The 18,012-nt window shown below is 54.4% G+C and carries 15 protein-coding genes and 1 pseudogene; 3 read left to right on the forward strand and 13 right to left on the reverse strand.

What is annotated here, in order from left to right:
• Positions 1-34 precede the first annotated feature (34 nt).
• The 9 genes and pseudogenes from BMW46_RS04510 to BMW46_RS15740 all read right to left on the reverse strand — a co-directional run.
• Positions 35-436 (reverse strand): hypothetical protein, encoded by a 402-nt coding sequence (locus BMW46_RS04510; RefSeq protein WP_143121398.1) that lies wholly within the window; start codon positions 434-436, stop codon positions 35-37.
• Between the two features lie 51 nt (positions 437-487).
• Complete coding sequence (locus tag BMW46_RS04515) at positions 488-931, reverse strand: hypothetical protein (RefSeq protein ID WP_074705253.1); 444 nt, start codon at positions 929-931, stop codon at positions 488-490.
• A gap of 256 nt (positions 932-1,187) precedes the next feature.
• Complete coding sequence (locus tag BMW46_RS04520; RefSeq protein ID WP_074705255.1) at positions 1,188-2,054, reverse strand: carbonic anhydrase family protein; 867 nt, start codon at positions 2,052-2,054, stop codon at positions 1,188-1,190.
• A 520-nt stretch (positions 2,055-2,574) separates the two neighbouring features.
• Positions 2,575-3,969, reverse strand: coding sequence for a glucose-6-phosphate dehydrogenase (gene zwf, locus BMW46_RS04525; RefSeq protein WP_074705258.1), 1,395 nt, complete (start codon positions 3,967-3,969; stop codon positions 2,575-2,577).
• A gap of 194 nt (positions 3,970-4,163) precedes the next feature.
• Positions 4,164-5,828 (reverse strand): phosphoglucomutase (alpha-D-glucose-1,6-bisphosphate-dependent), encoded by a 1,665-nt coding sequence (gene pgm / locus BMW46_RS04530; RefSeq protein WP_074705261.1) that lies wholly within the window; start codon positions 5,826-5,828, stop codon positions 4,164-4,166.
• A gap of 74 nt (positions 5,829-5,902) precedes the next feature.
• The gene (tkt, locus tag BMW46_RS04535) at positions 5,903-8,026 is read right to left on the reverse strand and encodes a transketolase (protein ID WP_074705263.1); all 2,124 of its coding nucleotides are present in this window, start codon (positions 8,024-8,026) and stop codon (positions 5,903-5,905) included.
• A 226-nt stretch (positions 8,027-8,252) separates the two neighbouring features.
• The gene (gene pgi, locus BMW46_RS04540; RefSeq protein ID WP_074705266.1) at positions 8,253-9,893 is read right to left on the reverse strand and encodes a glucose-6-phosphate isomerase; all 1,641 of its coding nucleotides are present in this window, start codon (positions 9,891-9,893) and stop codon (positions 8,253-8,255) included.
• A complete protein-coding gene (gene pssA, locus BMW46_RS04545) occupies positions 9,890-10,666 on the reverse strand; it encodes a CDP-diacylglycerol--serine O-phosphatidyltransferase (protein WP_074705268.1) in 777 nt (258 codons plus the stop codon). The genes pgi and pssA overlap by 4 nt, the downstream gene beginning before the upstream one ends.
• Positions 10,667-10,831: 165 nt before the next feature.
• Positions 10,832-11,007: pseudogene (locus BMW46_RS15740) on the reverse strand (integrase core domain-containing protein); the annotation flags it as partial.
• Positions 11,008-11,117: 110 nt separating this feature from the next.
• On the opposite strand from BMW46_RS15740, the gene BMW46_RS15745 reads away from it, so the two are divergent.
• Complete coding sequence (locus tag BMW46_RS15745) at positions 11,118-11,843, forward strand: PEP-CTERM sorting domain-containing protein (RefSeq protein ID WP_074705271.1); 726 nt, start codon at positions 11,118-11,120, stop codon at positions 11,841-11,843.
• A gap of 255 nt (positions 11,844-12,098) precedes the next feature.
• On the opposite strand, the gene ilvC is transcribed toward BMW46_RS15745, so the two are convergent.
• The 4 genes from ilvC to fur form a co-directional block, all read right to left on the reverse strand.
• On the reverse strand, positions 12,099-13,115 hold the full coding sequence (gene ilvC / locus BMW46_RS04560) for a ketol-acid reductoisomerase (protein WP_074705274.1): 1,017 nt from the start codon (positions 13,113-13,115) through the stop codon (positions 12,099-12,101).
• A 90-nt stretch (positions 13,116-13,205) separates the two neighbouring features.
• Positions 13,206-13,697: an acetolactate synthase small subunit gene (ilvN, locus tag BMW46_RS04565; RefSeq protein WP_074705277.1), complete on the reverse strand. Its 492-nt coding sequence runs from the start codon at positions 13,695-13,697 to the stop codon at positions 13,206-13,208.
• Positions 13,698-13,705: 8 nt separating this feature from the next.
• Positions 13,706-15,463, reverse strand: a complete 1,758-nt coding sequence (locus BMW46_RS04570; RefSeq protein WP_074705279.1) for an acetolactate synthase 3 catalytic subunit — start codon at positions 15,461-15,463, stop codon at positions 13,706-13,708.
• A gap of 257 nt (positions 15,464-15,720) precedes the next feature.
• Positions 15,721-16,170 carry a ferric iron uptake transcriptional regulator gene (gene fur / locus BMW46_RS04575; protein WP_011379837.1) on the reverse strand — a complete coding sequence of 150 codons (450 nt, stop codon included), beginning with the start codon at positions 16,168-16,170 and terminating at the stop codon, positions 15,721-15,723.
• Positions 16,171-16,222: 52 nt separating this feature from the next.
• Between fur and bamE the strand changes: the two genes are divergently transcribed.
• Entirely contained in the window at positions 16,223-16,948 is a 726-nt protein-coding gene (gene bamE / locus BMW46_RS04580; protein WP_256376948.1) for an outer membrane protein assembly factor BamE, read from the forward strand.
• A gap of 33 nt (positions 16,949-16,981) precedes the next feature.
• On the forward strand, positions 16,982-17,791 hold the full coding sequence (dapB, locus tag BMW46_RS04585) for a 4-hydroxy-tetrahydrodipicolinate reductase (protein WP_074705284.1): 810 nt from the start codon (positions 16,982-16,984) through the stop codon (positions 17,789-17,791).
• The last annotated feature ends 221 nt before the right edge of the window (positions 17,792-18,012 follow it).

Raw genomic sequence — 18,012 nt, forward strand, 5'->3', positions numbered from 1 at the left:
AGCAGAAAACAGGTTTCGGGTCCGATTCCGGCTCTCAGCCGCCGCCAGCACCTCCCGCTGAAATATTGGTGTCTACGTCCGGGTTTGGGCGGCTGGGGGCAGGCGCCACGAAGAAGCGGAGAATTTTATGCAGAAGGTCTTTCCGATGCTCGGTATCCTGCGGACAGGGAGCGGTACTTTTTTCTGCAGTCTGTCCCTCTTCTGACGCATTTTCGTGCTTGGGTGCCGCTTTCCCATTCGGAGAGACAGCATTTCCAGATGTCGCTTCCTGGCAATCGACCTGCGCATCGTTCTGATGGGATGCAATCAGTGTCGGGGAAGCGGACGGAGATGGATGTTCATGCCCGGGCGTATCGGCAGCGACCGGAAGGGGGAGGGCAACTGCCGAAAAAAACAGCAAACAACCGAAGAGGAAGGAACGGAAAGTGCTTTTCAAGATCAATCCCCCTGAGTTGGAGCAGGCGCTCATCTGCTGCTTAAAGCGGAATCAGCCTCCCGCGCCGCCCACGGAAATATTCTCGTCCATCTCGCGATTGGGTCCACGGGGCGTATCAGGTCCATACAGAATGCGTACCATTTTGCAGAGAAAATCCTCCTGCTCGGGCGATGCATATTTGCATGAACCGGATCCGGACTCGGAACCCTGCGCAGGCGCCTCCCATCCCTCGGTGGCATTCGCCTGATCTGTTGGCTGGGGCGCAACAGAAGTCTTATCACTCTCTCCCTTTTCAGTCCTGTTTCCCTGTTCTTCATTGGTCCCCGGGGGAAGCTCCCAGCCCAGCGCATCCTTTTCCAGCGATTGATTCCGCTGGTTCGTATCGACAAATATATCCTGTACCCATCTGTTTGCACGGTCCGACACACCCGATTGCGCGTGCGACATTCCTGCAGCACCAGAAATCACGATGCCGGCAAATAATGCGGCTTGCATCTTCCGCGTTTTCCGTAGCCGTGGATGTTTCATGGTCCACCTTTATTCAAATGAGGGATAGAGCGAATGGTGCGCGCTTGAGGGTGCGCGGTCAAGACAGATTTTGTGGATTTGTCGAAATCCTCAAAACTCCGGGAAGAACGGTGCAAACAAGACTGTTTGAGGTGGACGAGTACGTATCTTAGGTACTCATCCACATTGCTTCACGATTTTCAAGAATGAAGGTTACACGGATCCAAACACGATACAGCCTGCCTCATGCAACAGAACCGGTGGGTACATCACTGGTTAACGGCTTGCTTTTACCCCTGGCAACAAATGCCATGAGGCATAACCCTGCCAGCATCATTGCGTAAGTTTCAGGTTCGGGAACGGCGGTGACGAATCCAGGCACATCCGTCAATACGATACGACCATTAAGATCCTGGATTTCGCGTGCATCTCCCTCCGGAAACAGCGAGCTGAACGCATTGATCTGCTCCGAAGACATGAATAGCGGCTGCGATAACATCACCCAACTGACTCCTTCATTAAAATCAGGCGTGGTCAGCGAACCGGAATAGCGGAAGGATTCCAGGTTGGAGGGAATGAGCGTATTGAGGTTGAAGTGGTCGATATGGAGTGTCTCGGAAGTGTTCTGCGGAATATGGGAGAAAATCGGATCGAGATCGCTGTTGAATGCGCCCGCCTGAACCCAGCGGCCAACCACGAGAAGATCATTATTGCTGTCGCTGAAGACGAGATGCATCTCCATTGGAGATGCCACGCCATTCAACAAATGCTCGGAAGGAGTGTGAAAGTGAAACTGGGCAAGCTCCCAGTCATGACCGGAAAGCGTGAGGGAACCTGCACCGGGATTGACATTGCCTCGTACTGCGGTTTTTTCGGGATCCGGCGAACCGTTGTTGATGACATCGAGTGACGTGTCGGAACTCAGGTTGAAGTTGAGCGCCGGCAGACGACCGAAATAGGTGCTATCCGAGCGAAAATCGATGGGACTTTGCGACTCCATCGTGGCCAGCGCCGATGGAGTGACCTCCGCGTGCGACGTTGACATTCCAAACACCAAAAGGACTGAAAAGAGTGCGGTTTGCCGCGATAAACGTAACAATGACATATTCATCGAGTCTCTCCAGAATTATGGCACGCATTATGCGCACCGGGTTATGAAAAATGGATAAGATGTTGTTGCCACTTTAAACTAGCACAGCAGTTGTGAATTTAATGTCCCTGAATTGTCAAAATTTTGTCAGGAGCTCTTCGCATCAGAAGGGCAGGAAGGTTCCTGAAAAGAGCAAAAGAATATGCAAAAGGCATTTTTCATGAGAATGGGGGACGGGGAAACGGTCAGGAATTCCTTACAGCCCTTCGGCAGGCTCAGAGCGAGTGGAGACGAGGGGTTTGGGTGAACAGGAAGATGGAGAAATCTCAGTCAAACCATTAATTCGGCGAGCAAACAACCCAAACGTCATACCGGCGGAAGCCGGTATCCCGTGACGTTCAAAGTACATCGTCATGGGTTTGGGCTGGATTCCGGATCAAGCCCGAAATACGAGGTTCATGGGATTTTCTGGTCGATCAATGGCACCTGTCGATACTTGTTTCGTAGGCGTGGAACAAGTATCGACAGGTTCTGGAGATGCCTACCCCGGATTGTGCCAGCAGCCATCCGGCTCGATCAGGGCGTCGGCTGCGGGGGGACCCCAACTGCCGCGCTCGTAGGGCAGAACGTGAGGATATGTCTTGAGTACAGGATCGAGTGCTGTCCAGGATGCCTCTACCGCCTCCCTCTTGGTAAACAGGGTGTCGTCGCCAATCATTGCATCATGCAGGAGGCGTTCATAAGGCGATTCACGCCCGAAGTGCTCCTCGACCAGGCACAACTCCTGCTGATCGCCTTTGAACTCTTTTCCGGGATACTTGACTCTCGCTGCAATTGCAACCGCTGAGACCGGAGAAAGGCGGAACCTGAGGTAATTGGCATCACACGCGGCGCTTGCCGAATCAGCAAAAAGCTTTTGCGGCGGCGGCTTCAACTGGACAAGGACCTCGGCAGCGGTCTTGGCCAGACACTTGCCGGAACGCAGATACCAAGGGACGCCTTCCCAGCGCCAGGAGTCGATGAAAAGCCGCAGGGCGCAGAATGTCTCGACATCCGAGTCCTCCGCCACGCCTGGTTCCTGGCGGTAACCCACATATTGTCCACGCACCAGATCCTCGGGTACAAGGGGACGCATCGCGTGGAATATATTGATTTTTTCGCTTTGGACCGTTCCGAGACCACGATAAGCGGGAGGTTCCATGGCCAGCAGCGCAACAATCTGGAAAAGATGATTCTGAATCACGTCACGCAGGCAGCCGGCGGATTCGTAAAATGCGCCTCGTTCTTCAACTCCGAATTCCTCAGCCAATGTAATCTGCACGCTGGCTACATAATTACGATTCCATATTGGTTCCAGAAATGAATTGGCGAATCTGAAATAAAGAATATTCATGATCGCCTCTTTCCCGAGAAAATGGTCGATGCGAAATATCGCCTCCTCGGGGAACACGGAGCGTGCAATACGGTTCAGCTCACGTGCTGACTCAAGATCTCGTCCAAAAGGTTTTTCCACAATGACGCGCGCCCCCGCGGCCAGATCGAGCGCACCAAGACCTCTTATGACATTCTCGAAAAGAAGAGGGGGGATGGCGAGATAGTGCACGGGATGACGTGCATCTCCCAGAGCCTGTTTGAGTTCCTTGAACGTATCGAGGTTGTTGTAGTCTCCACGCACATATCGCAGCAAGGAAAGGAGGTGATCCAGCGCCCGTTTGTCATCGATCTTTCCGGACTCGCTGATGGACTGGGTTGCCCGTTCCTTGAGTTGATCGAGATTCCAGGGTGTCGAGGCGACACCGACCAGCGGCACATCGAGCATGCCCTTTTTGATCATCGCGTACAGCGCCGGAAAGATCTTTTTATAGGCGAGGTCACCCGTTATCCCAAACAGCACCAGTGCATCGGATGGCTCGGTGTAGTCATTGGTTTTTCGCATTTCGTCACTCCTCCCTTCCTGCAGTAAAAGACGAAGCCTCCGGAGCTGTCGATTGACCGGCTACAGTGGGAATGCCGGTACAAAAAATCTAACGTGCTGAACGACTTTCGGCATGGATACCCTGCATAGCCGCCAGAAATTCGATGAGGTGATCGTTACCACCCAAAAGAAAAAGACGGAGCATCAAGCAAGACTTATTCAGGACTGCCCTTGCGGGTCCCTGCGAATGCATCCTCGACGATTGTTTGAGCTTCCGCCACGATGCGGTGCAGGTGGTCTTTTCCCAAAAAGCTTTCAGCATAAATTTTGTAGATATCTTCCGTGCCGGAAGGGCGCGCCGCAAACCATCCGTTATCGGCGATGACCTTGATGCCACCGATGGAAGCATTGTTGCCGGGTGCGCGAGTGAGAATAGTGCGAATTGCCTCGCCTGCTATTTCAGTATGCCTTATCTGATCCGGCGACAGCCTGCTCAAAGTTTTCTTCTGCTCGGGGGTAGCCGGAGCGTCGATCCGTTGGAACTCGGATCGCCCGTATTCGCGTTCGAAACCGCTGTATATCTCGCCTGGATCGCGCTCTATACACGCCAGTATTTCACCGGAGAGCAGTGCTGCCACGATGCCATCCTTATCGGTTGTCCAGGTCTTGCCATTGATGCGCAGGAACGAGGCTCCGGCACTTTCTTCTCCGCAAAAACCAAGTGACCTGTTGCCCAAACCCTCCACAAACCACTTGAAGCCGACCGGTACTTCATAGAGCTTGCGATCGAGCGCGGCAGTCACACGGTCAATCATCTGGCTGCTTACCACCGTTTTGCCGACTGCGGTATTCGAGGTCCACTCGTGGCGGGATTGGAAGAGGTAGTGGACGGCAACAGAAAGATAATGATCCGCAGGAAGTAAGCCGCTGCTCCGGGTAACGATTCCATGCCGGTCATGATCGGTATCGCATGCGAAAGCAATGTCGAAGCGATCTTTCATATTCAGCATGCCGCGCATCGCATACGGGGAAGAGGGATCCATGCGGATTTTGCCGTCCCAATCCAGCGTCATAAAACGGAAGGTCGGATCTATCTGGTTGTTGACCACGGTCATGTTCAGCTTGTAGCGCTCCGCGATTGCGTTCCAGTAGTGAACGCCCGCGCCGCCGAGCGGGTCAATACCCATGTGGATCTTCGAATCGGATATGGCTTTCGTATCCACTACGTTCTGCAGATCGGCAACGTAACTGTTGAGGAAGTCGTGCCGATGGGTGGTATCCGCATGCAACGCTTTCTCGAAAGACATTCTCTTTACATCTGCCAGATTCCTTTCGAGGAAGGTGTTGGATCTGGATTCGATCCAGGAGGTGACCTCGACTCCAGCCGGTCCCCCATGTGGCGGATTGTATTTGAAACCCCCGCTCTCAGGAGGATTGTGGGAAGGTGTGATGACAATGCCATCTGCCAGCCCATGCGTGCGGCCCTCGTTGTAAGTCAGTATGGCATGGGAAACTGCCGGAGTGGGCGTATATTCATCGTTCGCGGCAAGCATGATTTCCACGTCATTGGCAGCCAGCACTTCCAGAGCGCTTGCATAGGCAGGTTCCGACAATGCATGAGTATCGATCCCCAGGAACAGGGGACCGTTGATATCGTGTTGTTTGCGGTATTGGCAGATCGCTTGCGTAATGGCGAGAATGTGCCATTCATTGAAACTGCCATCCAATGCCGAGCCACGATGTCCGGAGGTCCCGAACACGACCCGCTCCGTGGGCAAATTCGGGTCGGGGATACGGGTATAATAGGCGGTGACAAGCCGGGGCACATTCACCAGCATCTCGGGTTGGGCGGGTTTTCCGGCGTTAGGATTTATTTTCATGTTGTTTTTTTAAGCAGCAGACTTTTCTCATCCCACTGGCAACTGGCACCGACGGGAGCGCGAGCATGCAAAGCTCAGCGGGCTTTTTCGCTCTCGTTTTTCGTACTCTTCGTATTGTGCCGTGCAATCTGCTCCTTGGCCGCTGCGACTATGTGCCCGGGTTCGAATCCGAAGCGTCGCGCAACAACTTTTGCCGGCGCGGATAGGCCGAAGCAATGCATGGCAATGATGCAGCCGCCTGCGCCTGTGTAGCGCTCCCATCCGAAGCCCGACGCCTCCTCAACCCCCACGCGCGCCAATATCCCCGGGGGCAAAATTTCGTCTCGATATTCCTGGCCTTGATGTTCGAAAACTTCCCATGATGGCATGCTGATCACGCGTGATGATATTCCTTCTTTCTTGAGCTGTTCGTGGGCAGCTACGCAAAGCGCGACCTCGCTTCCAGTCGCCAGCAGCAGCACGGCCGGTCTGCCGTCTTCGGCGTCGGCCAATACGTAGGCGCCGCGAGCAAGGCCGCTCGCGGACGCATAACGAGTCCGGTCGAGAGTCGGCACTGCCTGCCGCGTCAGTATCAGGCAAACGGGGCGGTCAGTGAGTTGCATGATCAGCCGCCACGCTTCCACCACTTCATTCGCATCCGCCGGCCGCAGAACAACTAGACCGGGGGTGGCGCGCAGGGAGGCCAGATGCGCGATGGGCTGATGAGTGGGACCGTCCTCTCCCAGGCTGATGGAATCATGGGTCCAGATGTAGATGATGGGAATCTCCATCATTGCACTCAGCCGGAGTGCGGCTCGCCCGTAGTCGCTGAATACGAGAAAGCTCGCTGCATAGGGACGCAATTTCGATAGACTCATTCCGTTGGCAATGGCGCACATGGCATGCTCGCGCAAGCCAAAATGAAAATTGCGTCCGCGGTAGTTGCCCTTGGCGTTTTCGTACTGTTCAGGCGGCTGAAACTGTCCGTAGAAATCACCTTTCAGTTCGGTTTTTGTGGAAGGCGAGAGATCGGCGGCTCCACCCAGCAACCAGGCAATTTTCCCGGCAATGGTATTCAGTACCTTGCCGGATGACTCCCGGGTAGCCATACCTTTCTCGTCCGCGGGGAAGGTCGGTAATTCGCTATCCCAGTCCCCCGGCAAGCCGCGTTGCTGCATGCGGTCGATCTGCTCCGCCAGATCCGGATATTGCTTCCGATAGGCATCGAACTGTGCACGCCAGGCGACGTGTGCAGCTCTGCCGCGCTCACCGAACCCTGTCTGGAAGTATTCCCGGACTCCATCCGGTACATAAAATTGCTTGTCGGGGTCGCACCCGTAGAATTCCTTGGCGAGGCGAGATTCTTCAGGCCCCAGCGGTTCGCCATGCGCTTCCCGCGAGTCATGCTTGTGCGGCGCCCCATAACCGATATGGCTATGCACGATGATCAGCGTGGGACGATCATCGGTGTGCAGGAACGTCTCGTAAGCTTCCGCCAGGAGCGGTAATCCGTTTGCATCATCCACGTGAGCGACACTCCACCCGTATGCGGAAAACCGCGCGGCTACATCTTCCGTGAAGGTGAGATCGGTCGATCCTTCGATCGTGATGCGGTTATCGTCATATATCCAGCACAGGTTTCCAAGCTTGAGATGCCCGGCCAGGGATGCCGCCTCACTGCTGACGCCTTCCATCATGTCGCCGTCACTGCACAAGGCATAAACGTTGTGGTTGAACAATTCGAAATCGGGCCGGTTGTAAGTGGCCGCAAGCCATCGCCCGGCTATAGCCATGCCGACGCTGTCTCCCGCACCCTGGCCCAGCGGTCCCGTCGTCGTTTCCACTCCTGAAGTCCATCCATATTCCGGATGACCGGTACAACGGCTGCCTGCCTGGCGAAACGTCTTGAGGTCATCCATCGTTACCGCCAGCCGGTCTTCATCCTCGTAAGAGGGACTCGTTGCCTTTACTCCTGTCAGATGGAGGAGGCTGTAGAGCAACGCTGAAGCGTGACCGGCAGAAAGTATGAAACGGTCGCGATTGGGCCAGTCCGGGTTATCCGGATCGTAACGCAGAAAGCGCTGCCAGAGACAAAAGGCTGTAGGAGCTGCGCCCATCGGGGTACCGGGGTGACCGGAGTGGGCTTTTTCTACCTGGTCGATGGAGAGGCTGCGAAGCGTGTTGATACAGATTTGGTCCAGATCGGTCTGCTCGCTCATGAGAGTGCTCCCGTAAAAGCAACCTTACGCGAATTACAGAAACCCGTTAATGGGATTCCATGGGACTGGGAGCAATGCGCTTTCCGTCTCCCGTCAATATATAAAGTGCGAATATACGAATTATTACGGGGTTTCCCCGACCGTCGCAGCGCAGTGGAGGGCGACGCGCAAGGGAAGTTGTAGAAAACCATACTTTTCGACTCCTGACAGGAGCCAATGTTCACAGCTATTTTTGTTTCAGCCTGTTGTACCGCTGTATCAGGGCGTTGGTGGAGCTATCATGTTTCAGTGACTCGCCGTTTTCATCCTCCAGTTCCTGCCCGATGTTGCGTGCGAGCACTTTGCCGAGTTCGACGCCCCATTGATCGAACGAATCGATCTGCCAGATTGTCCCCTGCGTAAAAACACTCTGCTCATAAAGAGCGACAAGGGCACCGAGGGTGTGGGGTGTGAGGCGCTCGGCAAGTATCGTATTGGTGGGACGATTACCCTCAAAACTGCGATGCGGGCAAAGCCAGTCCGGGATACCTTCGGCTTTGACTTCATCTTCCGTTTTTCCGAAAGCAAGCGCCTCGGTCTGGGCAAACAGATTGGCCATGAGGAGGTCATGGTGATCGCCCAAGGGGTTCAGGGTTTGGCAGAAGCCGATAAAATCACAGGGAATCAATCGGGTTCCCTGATGGATGAGCTGGTAAAACGAATGTTGTCCGTTGGTGCCGGGTTCTCCCCACACGATAGGTGAGGTCTGGTAGTCAACCTGGGAGTCATCCAGTGTAATGTGCTTTCCATTGCTCTCCATTGTCAGTTGCTGGAGGTAAGCCGGAAAGCGCTTCAAGTATTGCTCGTAGGGCAGCACGGCGAGTGTCTGCGCGCCAAAGAAATTGTTATACCAGAGTGATAGCAACCCCATCAGGACGGGAAGATTCCTGTCGAATGGAGCGGAATGGAAGTGCTCGTCCATTGCGTGGAAGCCGGTGAGCATCTCACGGAAATTCTCTGGGCCGATGGCAATCATGGTCGAGAGTCCGATCGCGGAATCCATGGAATAGCGTCCACCTACCCAGTCCCAGAATTCGAACATGTTGGCGGTATCGATGCCGAATCTGGCTACTTCCTCCGCATTGGTGGAAACAGCGACGAAGTGCTTGCGCACCCCATCCAGATCCTTTATCTGTCGCAGCATCCATCGCCGGGCGGTGTGCGCATTGGTCAGCGTTTCCGTGGTCGTGAATGTCTTGGAGCAGATAATGAACAGGGTTTCTTCGGGATCAAGACCCCGTGTAGCCTCCACGAAATCCGTGCCATCCACATTGGAGATGAAACGAAAGCTGAGATTGTGCAGGCTGTAGTGGCGCAGCGCTTCATACGCCATGACCGGGCCCAGATCGGAGCCGCCGATACCGATATTGATGATATTGCGAATTCGCTTGCCAGTATGCCCCTGCCAGTCCCCGTTGCGTATCCTGTCGGAGAAATCCGACATACGGTCGAGCACGGCATGCACCCCGGGCACAACGTCCTTTCCGTCGACGAGGATTTTTTCATTACGAGGCGCGCGCAAGGCGATGTGGAGTACAGCACGCTGCTCCGTCACATTGATGGCGTCGCCCCTGAACATGGCTTCAATGCGCTCGCGCAGGCCGCATTCTTCGGCAAGCTGCACCAGTAGATGAAGCGTTTCATCAGTAATGCGATTTTTCGAATAATCCAGGTACAGGCCGACGGCCTCGGCCGTAAATCGCTCACCCCGCTTCGGGTCGTCAGCGAAGAACTGACGCAAATGCATGCCTTTGATTGCCTGGTAGTGAGCTTCCAGCGCCTTCCAGGCGGGCCTTTGCGTCAGGGGCGTGATCATGGGTCTCGTCATGCTTGCTGTCCCTCGATCATCTTTCGTTTTCTTTTGGCCAGCCGCCGCCAAGTCCACATGGCATAACCCGACAAGGCGTACAGAAAAAACAGGCAGAACAGCACGACCGGTGGATGACTCGGAATCAATGCAAAAAAGAACAACGCCAACAACAGGGCAGTGATGAATGGCACCGACTTGCGCAGATTGATTTCCTTGCCGCTGTAGTAGGGAATATCGCTCACCATAGTCAGGCCTGCGAACAGGGTAATGCACCAGGCGAGCCACCGTACATCTGTGCCCGCTATGTCAAAATCCAGCATGAGCCATATGAGCCCGGCAATGAGGGCAGCCGCTGCGGGACTGGGCAGACCCTGAAAATAGCGCTTGTCCACAATTCCAATATTGGTATTGAAACGCGCGAGCCGCAGCGCAGCGCAGACGCAATAGATAAAAGCAGCGATCCAGCCCCATTTGCCCATCCCTTTCAGCGCCCATTCGTATATTACGAGCGCAGGTGCGGCGCCAAATGAAACCATATCGGAAAGGCTGTCGTATTCCGCGCCAAATTCGCTTTGCGTGTGGGTAAGGCGGGCGACGCGCCCATCGAGTCCATCCAATACCATCGCGATAAAAATCGCCACGGCGGAGTGCTCGAAGCGCCCATTCATTGCCTGGACAATGGCATAGAACCCCGCAAACAGGGCACCGGTGGTGAAGAGATTAGGCAGCAGATAAATGCCCCGCCGGCGCAGCTTGGCTTCGAAAACAGGGCGCGACTGAGATTCCTGCATCTTGATGCAATCCCGAAGGGAGATAGATGCATGTTAAACGGTTATCGGGCGGCGGTAAACACCACCAGGTTGGCCTCAGAAATGTGACCGGCAAAATGTCAGTCCTTGACGAGGATGATCCGTTGGGGTTTTCACGGCCATTCCGAAAGTTGGTTTTCGGCGTTGTTAAATCGAAACAGGCCTTAGAACGCTCGCCCTGTTTGCAAATTCAGCCGGCGTCAGGTCATTGAGAGTCGAGTGAGGCGGCTCTCGTTGTATTCCCGCCGCCAGTCTTCGATGATTGCTTTGACCTCTTCCAGCGTTTCAAACCAGTGCAAGTTAAGACACTCGTCCTCGAAGGAAGCTCTACTTCAACAATGCGTATTCAGTAGTCCGTCTGGACTATTGTACAGCCCTGGCTGGAGGTCTATTTTGCTTGAAGTATAGGAATAACAACGATTAGGAGCTAAATATGAATACCAAGCTTTTGAGACGGTTATCCAGCCTGGCAATAATAGCTACATCCCTTACTTTTACCGTTCCCGCAGCTGCATATACTTTTCGGGATGATCCCTCTTCTGCCTGGGGTGGCGATTCATTAACTACACCCCATACCAATGGGAACGTCTACACGGTCGAAAATCTTTTGGTCCAAAACACCACCGCGAATTCCTTGCCAGAATTGAACTTCACGATTCCTTTCGCATGGCAGAAGGTTGGCGAGACTTACCTGCCCATGGAATGGCGCAATGACCTAAACGGATGGTACACCAGCAATTTCAACAATACTGGAACCAGCCTGACCGTTAAATTAACAAGCCCGGTTGCGAACACTGTAGCCATGGGGGAACTTGCGGATTTGAGCGGAAGCCAGCAGCTCCCGTTGACGGAGCCATGTTTCTCCGGCTCGCCCAGTTGTCAGAGTGGAGTAGGCCAGCCGCCTGAAACCCGTAATACAACGGATCTTATCCCTGTTTTTTCATTAGGTTCATTTGCACCAAACGAGGCAAAACATTTTGATGTCTCGTTTACCTATACTTTCGGAGATAATAGGGGTGGGACTGATGGCGCAACAACCTCGTTTTTTGGTTATACGGTTTCTCCCATTCCAGAACCCGAAACCTACGCCATGTTTCTAGCTGGTCTGGGCATGATGGCTTTTATGGGGCGCGGCAGGAAAGCCTGGATGGCTTCATAGGCCCATTCAGCATGCAAACCCCGCTTGGGCGTGGGGTTTGTATGCTAAATCGTTTGAGACCCTTTTTCAAAATTCCTGTAATGAGGAAGAGGGGGACGTTTGAGAATGACTATTAGATCATCAGGATTGCCCGTCAATACGTGACACTCCCATAAGCATTCAATCTATTTCTACTTCTGGCAGAGAACGGTATACGTCTCTTATAGAGTAAGGGGCGGCCGAACAATAGCACTACTACCCCCTCCAACTAACTTCCTAATTTTTCGCCTGATCGACCAGCTTGTTCTTTTTGATCCAGGGCATCATATCGCGCAGTTTGGCGCCCACCTGTTCGATCTGGTGCTCGGATGCGAGACGGCGGCTGGCTTTGAGCATGGGTGCGCCGGCGCGATTTTCAAGGATGAATTCGCGGGCATATTCCCCTGTCTGAATCTGGCGCAAAATCTTGCGCATTTCAGCACGAGTGGCATCGGTGATCACACGGGGGCCGCGCGAAATATCCCCATACTCGGCGTTGTTGGAAATGGAGTAGCGCATGTTGGCGATGCCGCCTTCATAGATCAGGTCGACGATCAGTTTGACTTCGTGCAGACATTCGAAATAGGCCATCTCCGGTGCGTACCCGGCTTCCACCAGGGTTTCGAAGCCGGCCTGGATCAAGGCAGTCAGACCACCACATAGCACGACCTGTTCGCCGAACAGATCGGTTTCGGTTTCCTCGCGGAAATTGGTCTCGATCACGCCGCCACGGGTACCGCCATTGGCTGCCGCATAGGAGAGCGCCAAGTCACGTGCCCTGCCGGACTTGTCCTGATGCACTGCAATAAGTGAAGGCACCCCTCCGCCCTGGAGGTAGGTGGAGCGTACCAGGTGCCCCGGCCCCTTGGGAGCGATCATGATGACGTCCAGATCTTCCCTGGGCGCTACCTGGCCATAATGAATATTGAAGCCATGGGCAAAGGCAAGAGTAGCGCCTTTCTTGAGGTTGGGTTCGATTTCGGTCGCGTATACGGCAGCAATCTGCTCATCGGGCAGCAGGACCATCACGACGTCTGCATCCTTTACCGACTCAGCCACCTCTTTGACGGTAAGACCGGCCTTTTCCGCCTTGCCCCAGGAAGCCCCCTCCTTGCGCAGACCAACTGTTACCACTACGCCGGAATCGCTCAGATTATTGGCGTGGGCGTGACCTTGCGACCCGTAGCCAACAATGGTGACTTTCTTGTCCCGAATGAGCGACAAGTCGGCGTCTTTATCGTAATAAACGTTCATGATTTCCTTTATGTTCAAAATAGAAAAGCGCCGTTAAACGCCAAGCCCGCAAGGCTCAGCTCTTCCCGGCGCAACTGTTGCTGAATTTTGTTAAACCTTCAATATCCGTTCGCCGCGACCGATGCCGGATGCACCGGTGCGTACCGTTTCCAGAATGGTCGTGTGATTCATGGCTTCGATGAATGCATCGAGCTTGGAACCGGTACCCGTCAATTCGATCGTATACGACTTGTCGGTGACGTCAATGATGCGGCCGCGAAAAATATCAGCCATGCGCTTTATCTCCTCGCGATCATGGTCAACCGCCCGCACCTTGATCAGCATCAGTTCGCGCTCAATGTGATTGCCCTCACTCAAGTCAACCACCTTGACCACTTCAATGAGCTTGTTCAGTTGCTTCGTGATCTGCTCGATCACGTCGTCAGACCCGGTGGTGACCAGCGTCATGCGAGACAGAGTGGAATCTTCAGTAGCGGCAACGGTAAGCGATTCGATATTGTAGCCACGTGAAGAAAACAGGCCGGCGACGCGAGACAGGGCGCCTGCTTCGTTTTCCATCAAAAGTGAAATGATATGCCGCATATTTGTTTTTATACCAGAATCATTTCAGAGAGACCCTTGCCCCCCGGCACCATCGGGAATACGTTTTCGGTCTGGTCGGTGACGAAATCCATGAACACCAGCCTGTCCTTGAGCTTGAATGCCTCCTGCAAGGCGGCTTCGACATCGCCGGGTTGTTCGATCCGCATACCGACATGGCCGTAACTCTCCGCCAGCTTCACGAAATCAGGCAGCGCGTCCATGTAGGACTCCGCATACCGGTTGCCATGGAAGAATTCCTGCCACTGCCGCACCATTCCCATATAGCGGTTATTCAGGTTGATGATCTTGAGCGGAAGGTGATATTGCTTGCAGGTCGACAGCTCCTGGATGCACATCTGGATGCTGGCTTCGCCGGTAATGCAGGCCACGTCCGCGCCTGGATTAGCCATCTGAACACCCATGGCGGAAGGCAGGCCGAAACCCATCGTTCCAAGCCCTCCGGAATTGATCCATCGCCGCGGCAGGTCGAATTTGTAAAATTGTGCTGCCCACATCTGGTGCTGACCGACATCCGAGGTAATGAAGGCATCGCCATTCGTCACCTTGTAGAGCGTTTCCACCACCATCTGCGGCTTGATGATCGCGCTTGCGCGGTCATACCTGAGGCAGTCGCGCTCCCGCCATGAATCGATCTGGGCCCACCAGGCGTCAAGAGCGCTCTGATCGGGCTTTTCCTTGCGCAGTTCAAGCAGCTTTATGAGTTCATCCAGCACATCGGGGACATTGCCGACGATAGGCACGTCCACCTTGACACGCTTCGAAATGGATGAAGGATCGATATCGATGTGGATGATCTTGCGGTCCGGATTGTAGAAATGCTTGGGATTGCCGATGACGCGATCATCGAAACGGGCACCTACCGCCACCAGCACGTCGCAATGCTGCATCGCCATGTTGGCCTCGTAAGTGCCATGCATGCCCAGCATGCCGACAAACTGGGGGTCCGTTGCGGGATAACCCCCCAAGCCCATCAACGTGTTGGTGCAGGGAAAGCGCAGCAAGCGGACGAGTTCCGTCAACCGGGCAGCGGCATCGCTGAGGATGACTCCTCCGCCGGTGTAGATCATCGGACGCCTGGCTTCCAGGATCAGTTGAACTGCTTTTTTGATCTGTCCGGCGTGCCCGCGGATATTCGGATTATAGGAGCGCATTGTGACACGCTCGGGATAAACGAATTTTGTTTTCTGCTGGCTCACGTCCTTCGGGATGTCAACCAGCACTGGACCGGGACGTCCTGTCGAAGCGATATAGAACGCTTTCTTGATGGTGACGGCAAGCTCTGTGACATCCTTCACCAGAAAATTGTGCTTCACGCAGGGACGCGTGATGCCTACGGTATCGACCTCCTGGAATGCGTCCAAGCCGATGGCATGGGTGGGGACCTGGCCGCTGATGATGACGAGGGGAATCGAATCCATATAGGCAGTGGCGATGCCGGTCACGGCGTTGGTCACGCCCGGTCCGGAAGTGACCAGCGCCACCCCTACCTTGTTGCTGGAGCGGGCATAGCCGTCCGCGGCATGTACCGCGGCCTGTTCGTGCCGCACCAGGATATGTCTGACCTTATCCTGCTTGAACAATTCGTCATACAGGAACAGCACAGCGCCCCCGGGATAGCCGAAAATATGTTCTACCCCTTCCTCTTGTAAGCAACGCACCGTAATTTCGGCGCCCGTCAAATCCGCACTCATGCTTTCCTGCGTTTCAAGATGTTGAATATCGGCAATATATGTTGGGTTAAACATTAAACAGTAACGGTTAGGTGACTTTTGGTCAACAGTTCGAGTATGGAATCAACAGGTATCCGAGGCAATTTCAAATGCGCTAAAACCGTATCCGCCGCGTAATTCGCAAGCGGCGCAGGAATGACAGATCAGGAAGCCATGAAGCAGAGCAGGGCAGGTCTCAAGATCCTGCTTCTGAAGAACATGCGCATACAACTGCCGTATCGGGCCGTAACGTCACGATACTTGACTCTGCGCTCCATGAAGGGATGAAAAGCTTAACTTTTACTATCCTTTTCATCCCCTTTTCGATACGGACATGACGGCTTGATGCAATCCGCGTAAAGTGAAAGCGAGTGCTCGTGTATGGCAAATCCGCGTTCACGGGCAATTTTAATCTGACGCTTCTCGATTTCAGCGTCATAAAACTCTTCCACCCTGCCGCATTGCAGGCAGACCAGATGGTCATGATGGGCGTCACTGGCAAGCTCAAACACTGCCTTGCCGCCTTCAAAATGGTGGCGCTCGAGCAACCCGGCCTGTTCAAACTGGGTCAGTACCCGGTAGACCGTGGCCAGACCGATATCATCGCCTTCGCTGATGAGCGTTCTGTAAACATCCTCCGCAGAGAGATGCCGGACAGGACTGCTTTCGAACAGACTCAGTATTCTAAGGCGCGGCAGCGTAGCCTTCAAGCCCATGGTCTTAAGATTGCTCGGATTACTCATAGTGCATCCAATCGTCAAGTTATTTGCTGTATCATATAACGTTAAGTTTGCTTTGGAAACCTACGTCGCCGCGATGCGCGCAAGAATTATCACGTTGGCTGTTTTGCTGCTCGCGGGGTGTTCATCGGTTCCTTCCTTGCTCTACAAGATAGAGATTCAGCAGGGTAATGTCATTACCCAGGAAATGGTGAACAAGCTGAAGCCCGGCATGACTCGTTCGCAAGTACGCTTTGCGCTGGGCTCGCCCATGATCAGCGATGCGTTTCATGAAAATCGCTGGGATTATCTATACCGGTTTGAGCAGAGGGGAAAGCTGGTCGAACAGAGAAAGCTCACGATCTTTTTTGAAGACGATCATCTGGTGCGTATCGACGGTTCGTTCACTGCTCCGATCGCCTTTCTTCAGTCTCAGCCTCAGGCGCCGGAGGCAGGTACTTCGCCTGAATCAACCGTATTGCCCGGGGGGGCAGCCATGGAAAAGAGCGCCAATTCGGTCCCGGCTCAAGTGCCCACGGAGGTGCCGCTTTCAGCGCCCCTTTCAGCACCTCCTTCGGCGCCCCTTTCGGCCGGCACTGAAACAACGGGCACTGTGCCCATCTTGCCCGCATTGCCCGCCTCACCACCTCCTTCCCCGGCGGCATCTCTCTCAGCCGGCTCGGCCGAGGTTTCTTCGAGTGCTGCTCCAGAGGCACCCTTGCCGGAGAAACCAGGGCCCAGGCAAGTACCCTCGCGGGCGACGGATACCGGAATTATGGATGCAGATCAGCCAAAGGAATAGGACGATTTTGCAAGTCAGTTTATCAGACAAGGAATGCCGACATTGAATATTGCTGTGGCTGGAAGCTCCGGACGCATGGGACGCGCCTTACTGGAAGCCGTTGAACGGGCTCCGGACATGCGCTTAAGCGCCGCTCTCGAGCGGAGCGGGAGTCCTTATCTTGGAAAGGACGCGGGAGAGTTGATCGGCGCGCCCTGCGGTATTGAGATAACCGATAACGTCGATACGGCACTTGATGGAAGCGAAGTGCTGATAGACTTTACCCGCCCGGATGGGACGCTGGTTCACGTTGCCCGCTGTCGTGAGAAAAACATAAGAATGGTAATCGGCACCACCGGCTTTTCGCCCGAGCAGAAAGAAGCGCTGGGGTTTGCCTCCCGGGACATTGCCATCGTGCTGGCGCCTAATATGAGCGTGGGCGTGAATGTCACTCTGAAACTGCTGGAGACGGCGGCCAGGGTTCTGAATGAGGACTATGACGTAGAAATTATAGAGGCTCATCATCGCCACAAGGTGGATGCTCCTTCCGGCACTGCGCTGCTGATGGGCGAGGTGGTGGCAAAAGCTCTGGGTAAAGAGCTTTCCGAGGTCGCCGTTTACAGCCGCGAGGGCCATACGGGTGAGCGGGTGGCAGGTTCCATCGGCTTTGCTACCGTTCGCGGCGGAGATATCGTAGGGGATCATACCGTCATGTTCGCGGGAACCGGCGAACGTATCGAAATTTCGCATAAAGCAAGCAGCCGTGCGACATTTGCCGAGGGTGCGTTGAGAGCCGCCCGCTTTCTTGCGGATAAACGGAACGGCATGTTCGACATGCAGGACGTGCTGGGGCTGAGGCGGTAAACGGCGGCTTCAGTCCTCGCATTCGTCCTCGCATTCCAGTGCGTTCTCTTCCGAGCTCTCGGATCCTCGGGAAGTACCCTGGGGGATTGATTGCACGAATGCAGCGGCGGGGATCTGACGGAAATTTTCGATTTGTGAGAGGCGAATATGTCAGCCCAGGTTTTGGAAGGCCTCTATAGGAGCAGGTGTCTTGTTCCTCATTCCTTGTTCCCTTACTGTCC

Source organism: Nitrosospira multiformis (assembly GCF_900111585.1).
GTDB lineage: Bacteria > Pseudomonadota > Gammaproteobacteria > Burkholderiales > Nitrosomonadaceae > Nitrosospira > Nitrosospira multiformis_B.

Excerpts from the sequence above, each read along its gene's own strand:
- pgi (WP_074705266.1), bottom strand. The coding sequence starts at position 9,893 with ATGACGAGACCCATGATCACGCCCCTGACGCAAAGGCCCGCCTGGAAG.
- ilvN (WP_074705277.1), bottom strand. The coding sequence starts at position 13,697 with ATGCGGCATATCATTTCACTTTTGATGGAAAACGAAGCAGGCGCCCTG.
- pgm (WP_074705261.1), bottom strand. The coding sequence starts at position 5,828 with ATGAAAATAAATCCTAACGCCGGAAAACCCGCCCAACCCGAGATGCTG.
- BMW46_RS04515 (WP_074705253.1), bottom strand. The coding sequence starts at position 931 with ATGCAAGCCGCATTATTTGCCGGCATCGTGATTTCTGGTGCTGCAGGA.
- fur (WP_011379837.1), bottom strand. The coding sequence starts at position 16,170 with ATGAGTAATCCGAGCAATCTTAAGACCATGGGCTTGAAGGCTACGCTG.
- tkt (WP_074705263.1), bottom strand. The coding sequence starts at position 8,026 with ATGAGCGAGCAGACCGATCTGGACCAAATCTGTATCAACACGCTTCGC.
- ilvC (WP_074705274.1), bottom strand. The coding sequence starts at position 13,115 with ATGAACGTTTATTACGATAAAGACGCCGACTTGTCGCTCATTCGGGAC.
- zwf (WP_074705258.1), bottom strand. The coding sequence starts at position 3,969 with ATGCGAAAAACCAATGACTACACCGAGCCATCCGATGCACTGGTGCTG.
- BMW46_RS04520 (WP_074705255.1), bottom strand. The coding sequence starts at position 2,054 with ATGAATATGTCATTGTTACGTTTATCGCGGCAAACCGCACTCTTTTCA.
- BMW46_RS04570 (WP_074705279.1), bottom strand. The coding sequence starts at position 15,463 with ATGTTTAACCCAACATATATTGCCGATATTCAACATCTTGAAACGCAG.
- BMW46_RS15745 (WP_074705271.1), top strand. The coding sequence starts at position 11,118 with ATGAATACCAAGCTTTTGAGACGGTTATCCAGCCTGGCAATAATAGCT.
- dapB (WP_074705284.1), top strand. The coding sequence starts at position 16,982 with ATGCCGACATTGAATATTGCTGTGGCTGGAAGCTCCGGACGCATGGGA.
- pssA (WP_074705268.1), bottom strand. The coding sequence starts at position 10,666 with ATGCAGGAATCTCAGTCGCGCCCTGTTTTCGAAGCCAAGCTGCGCCGG.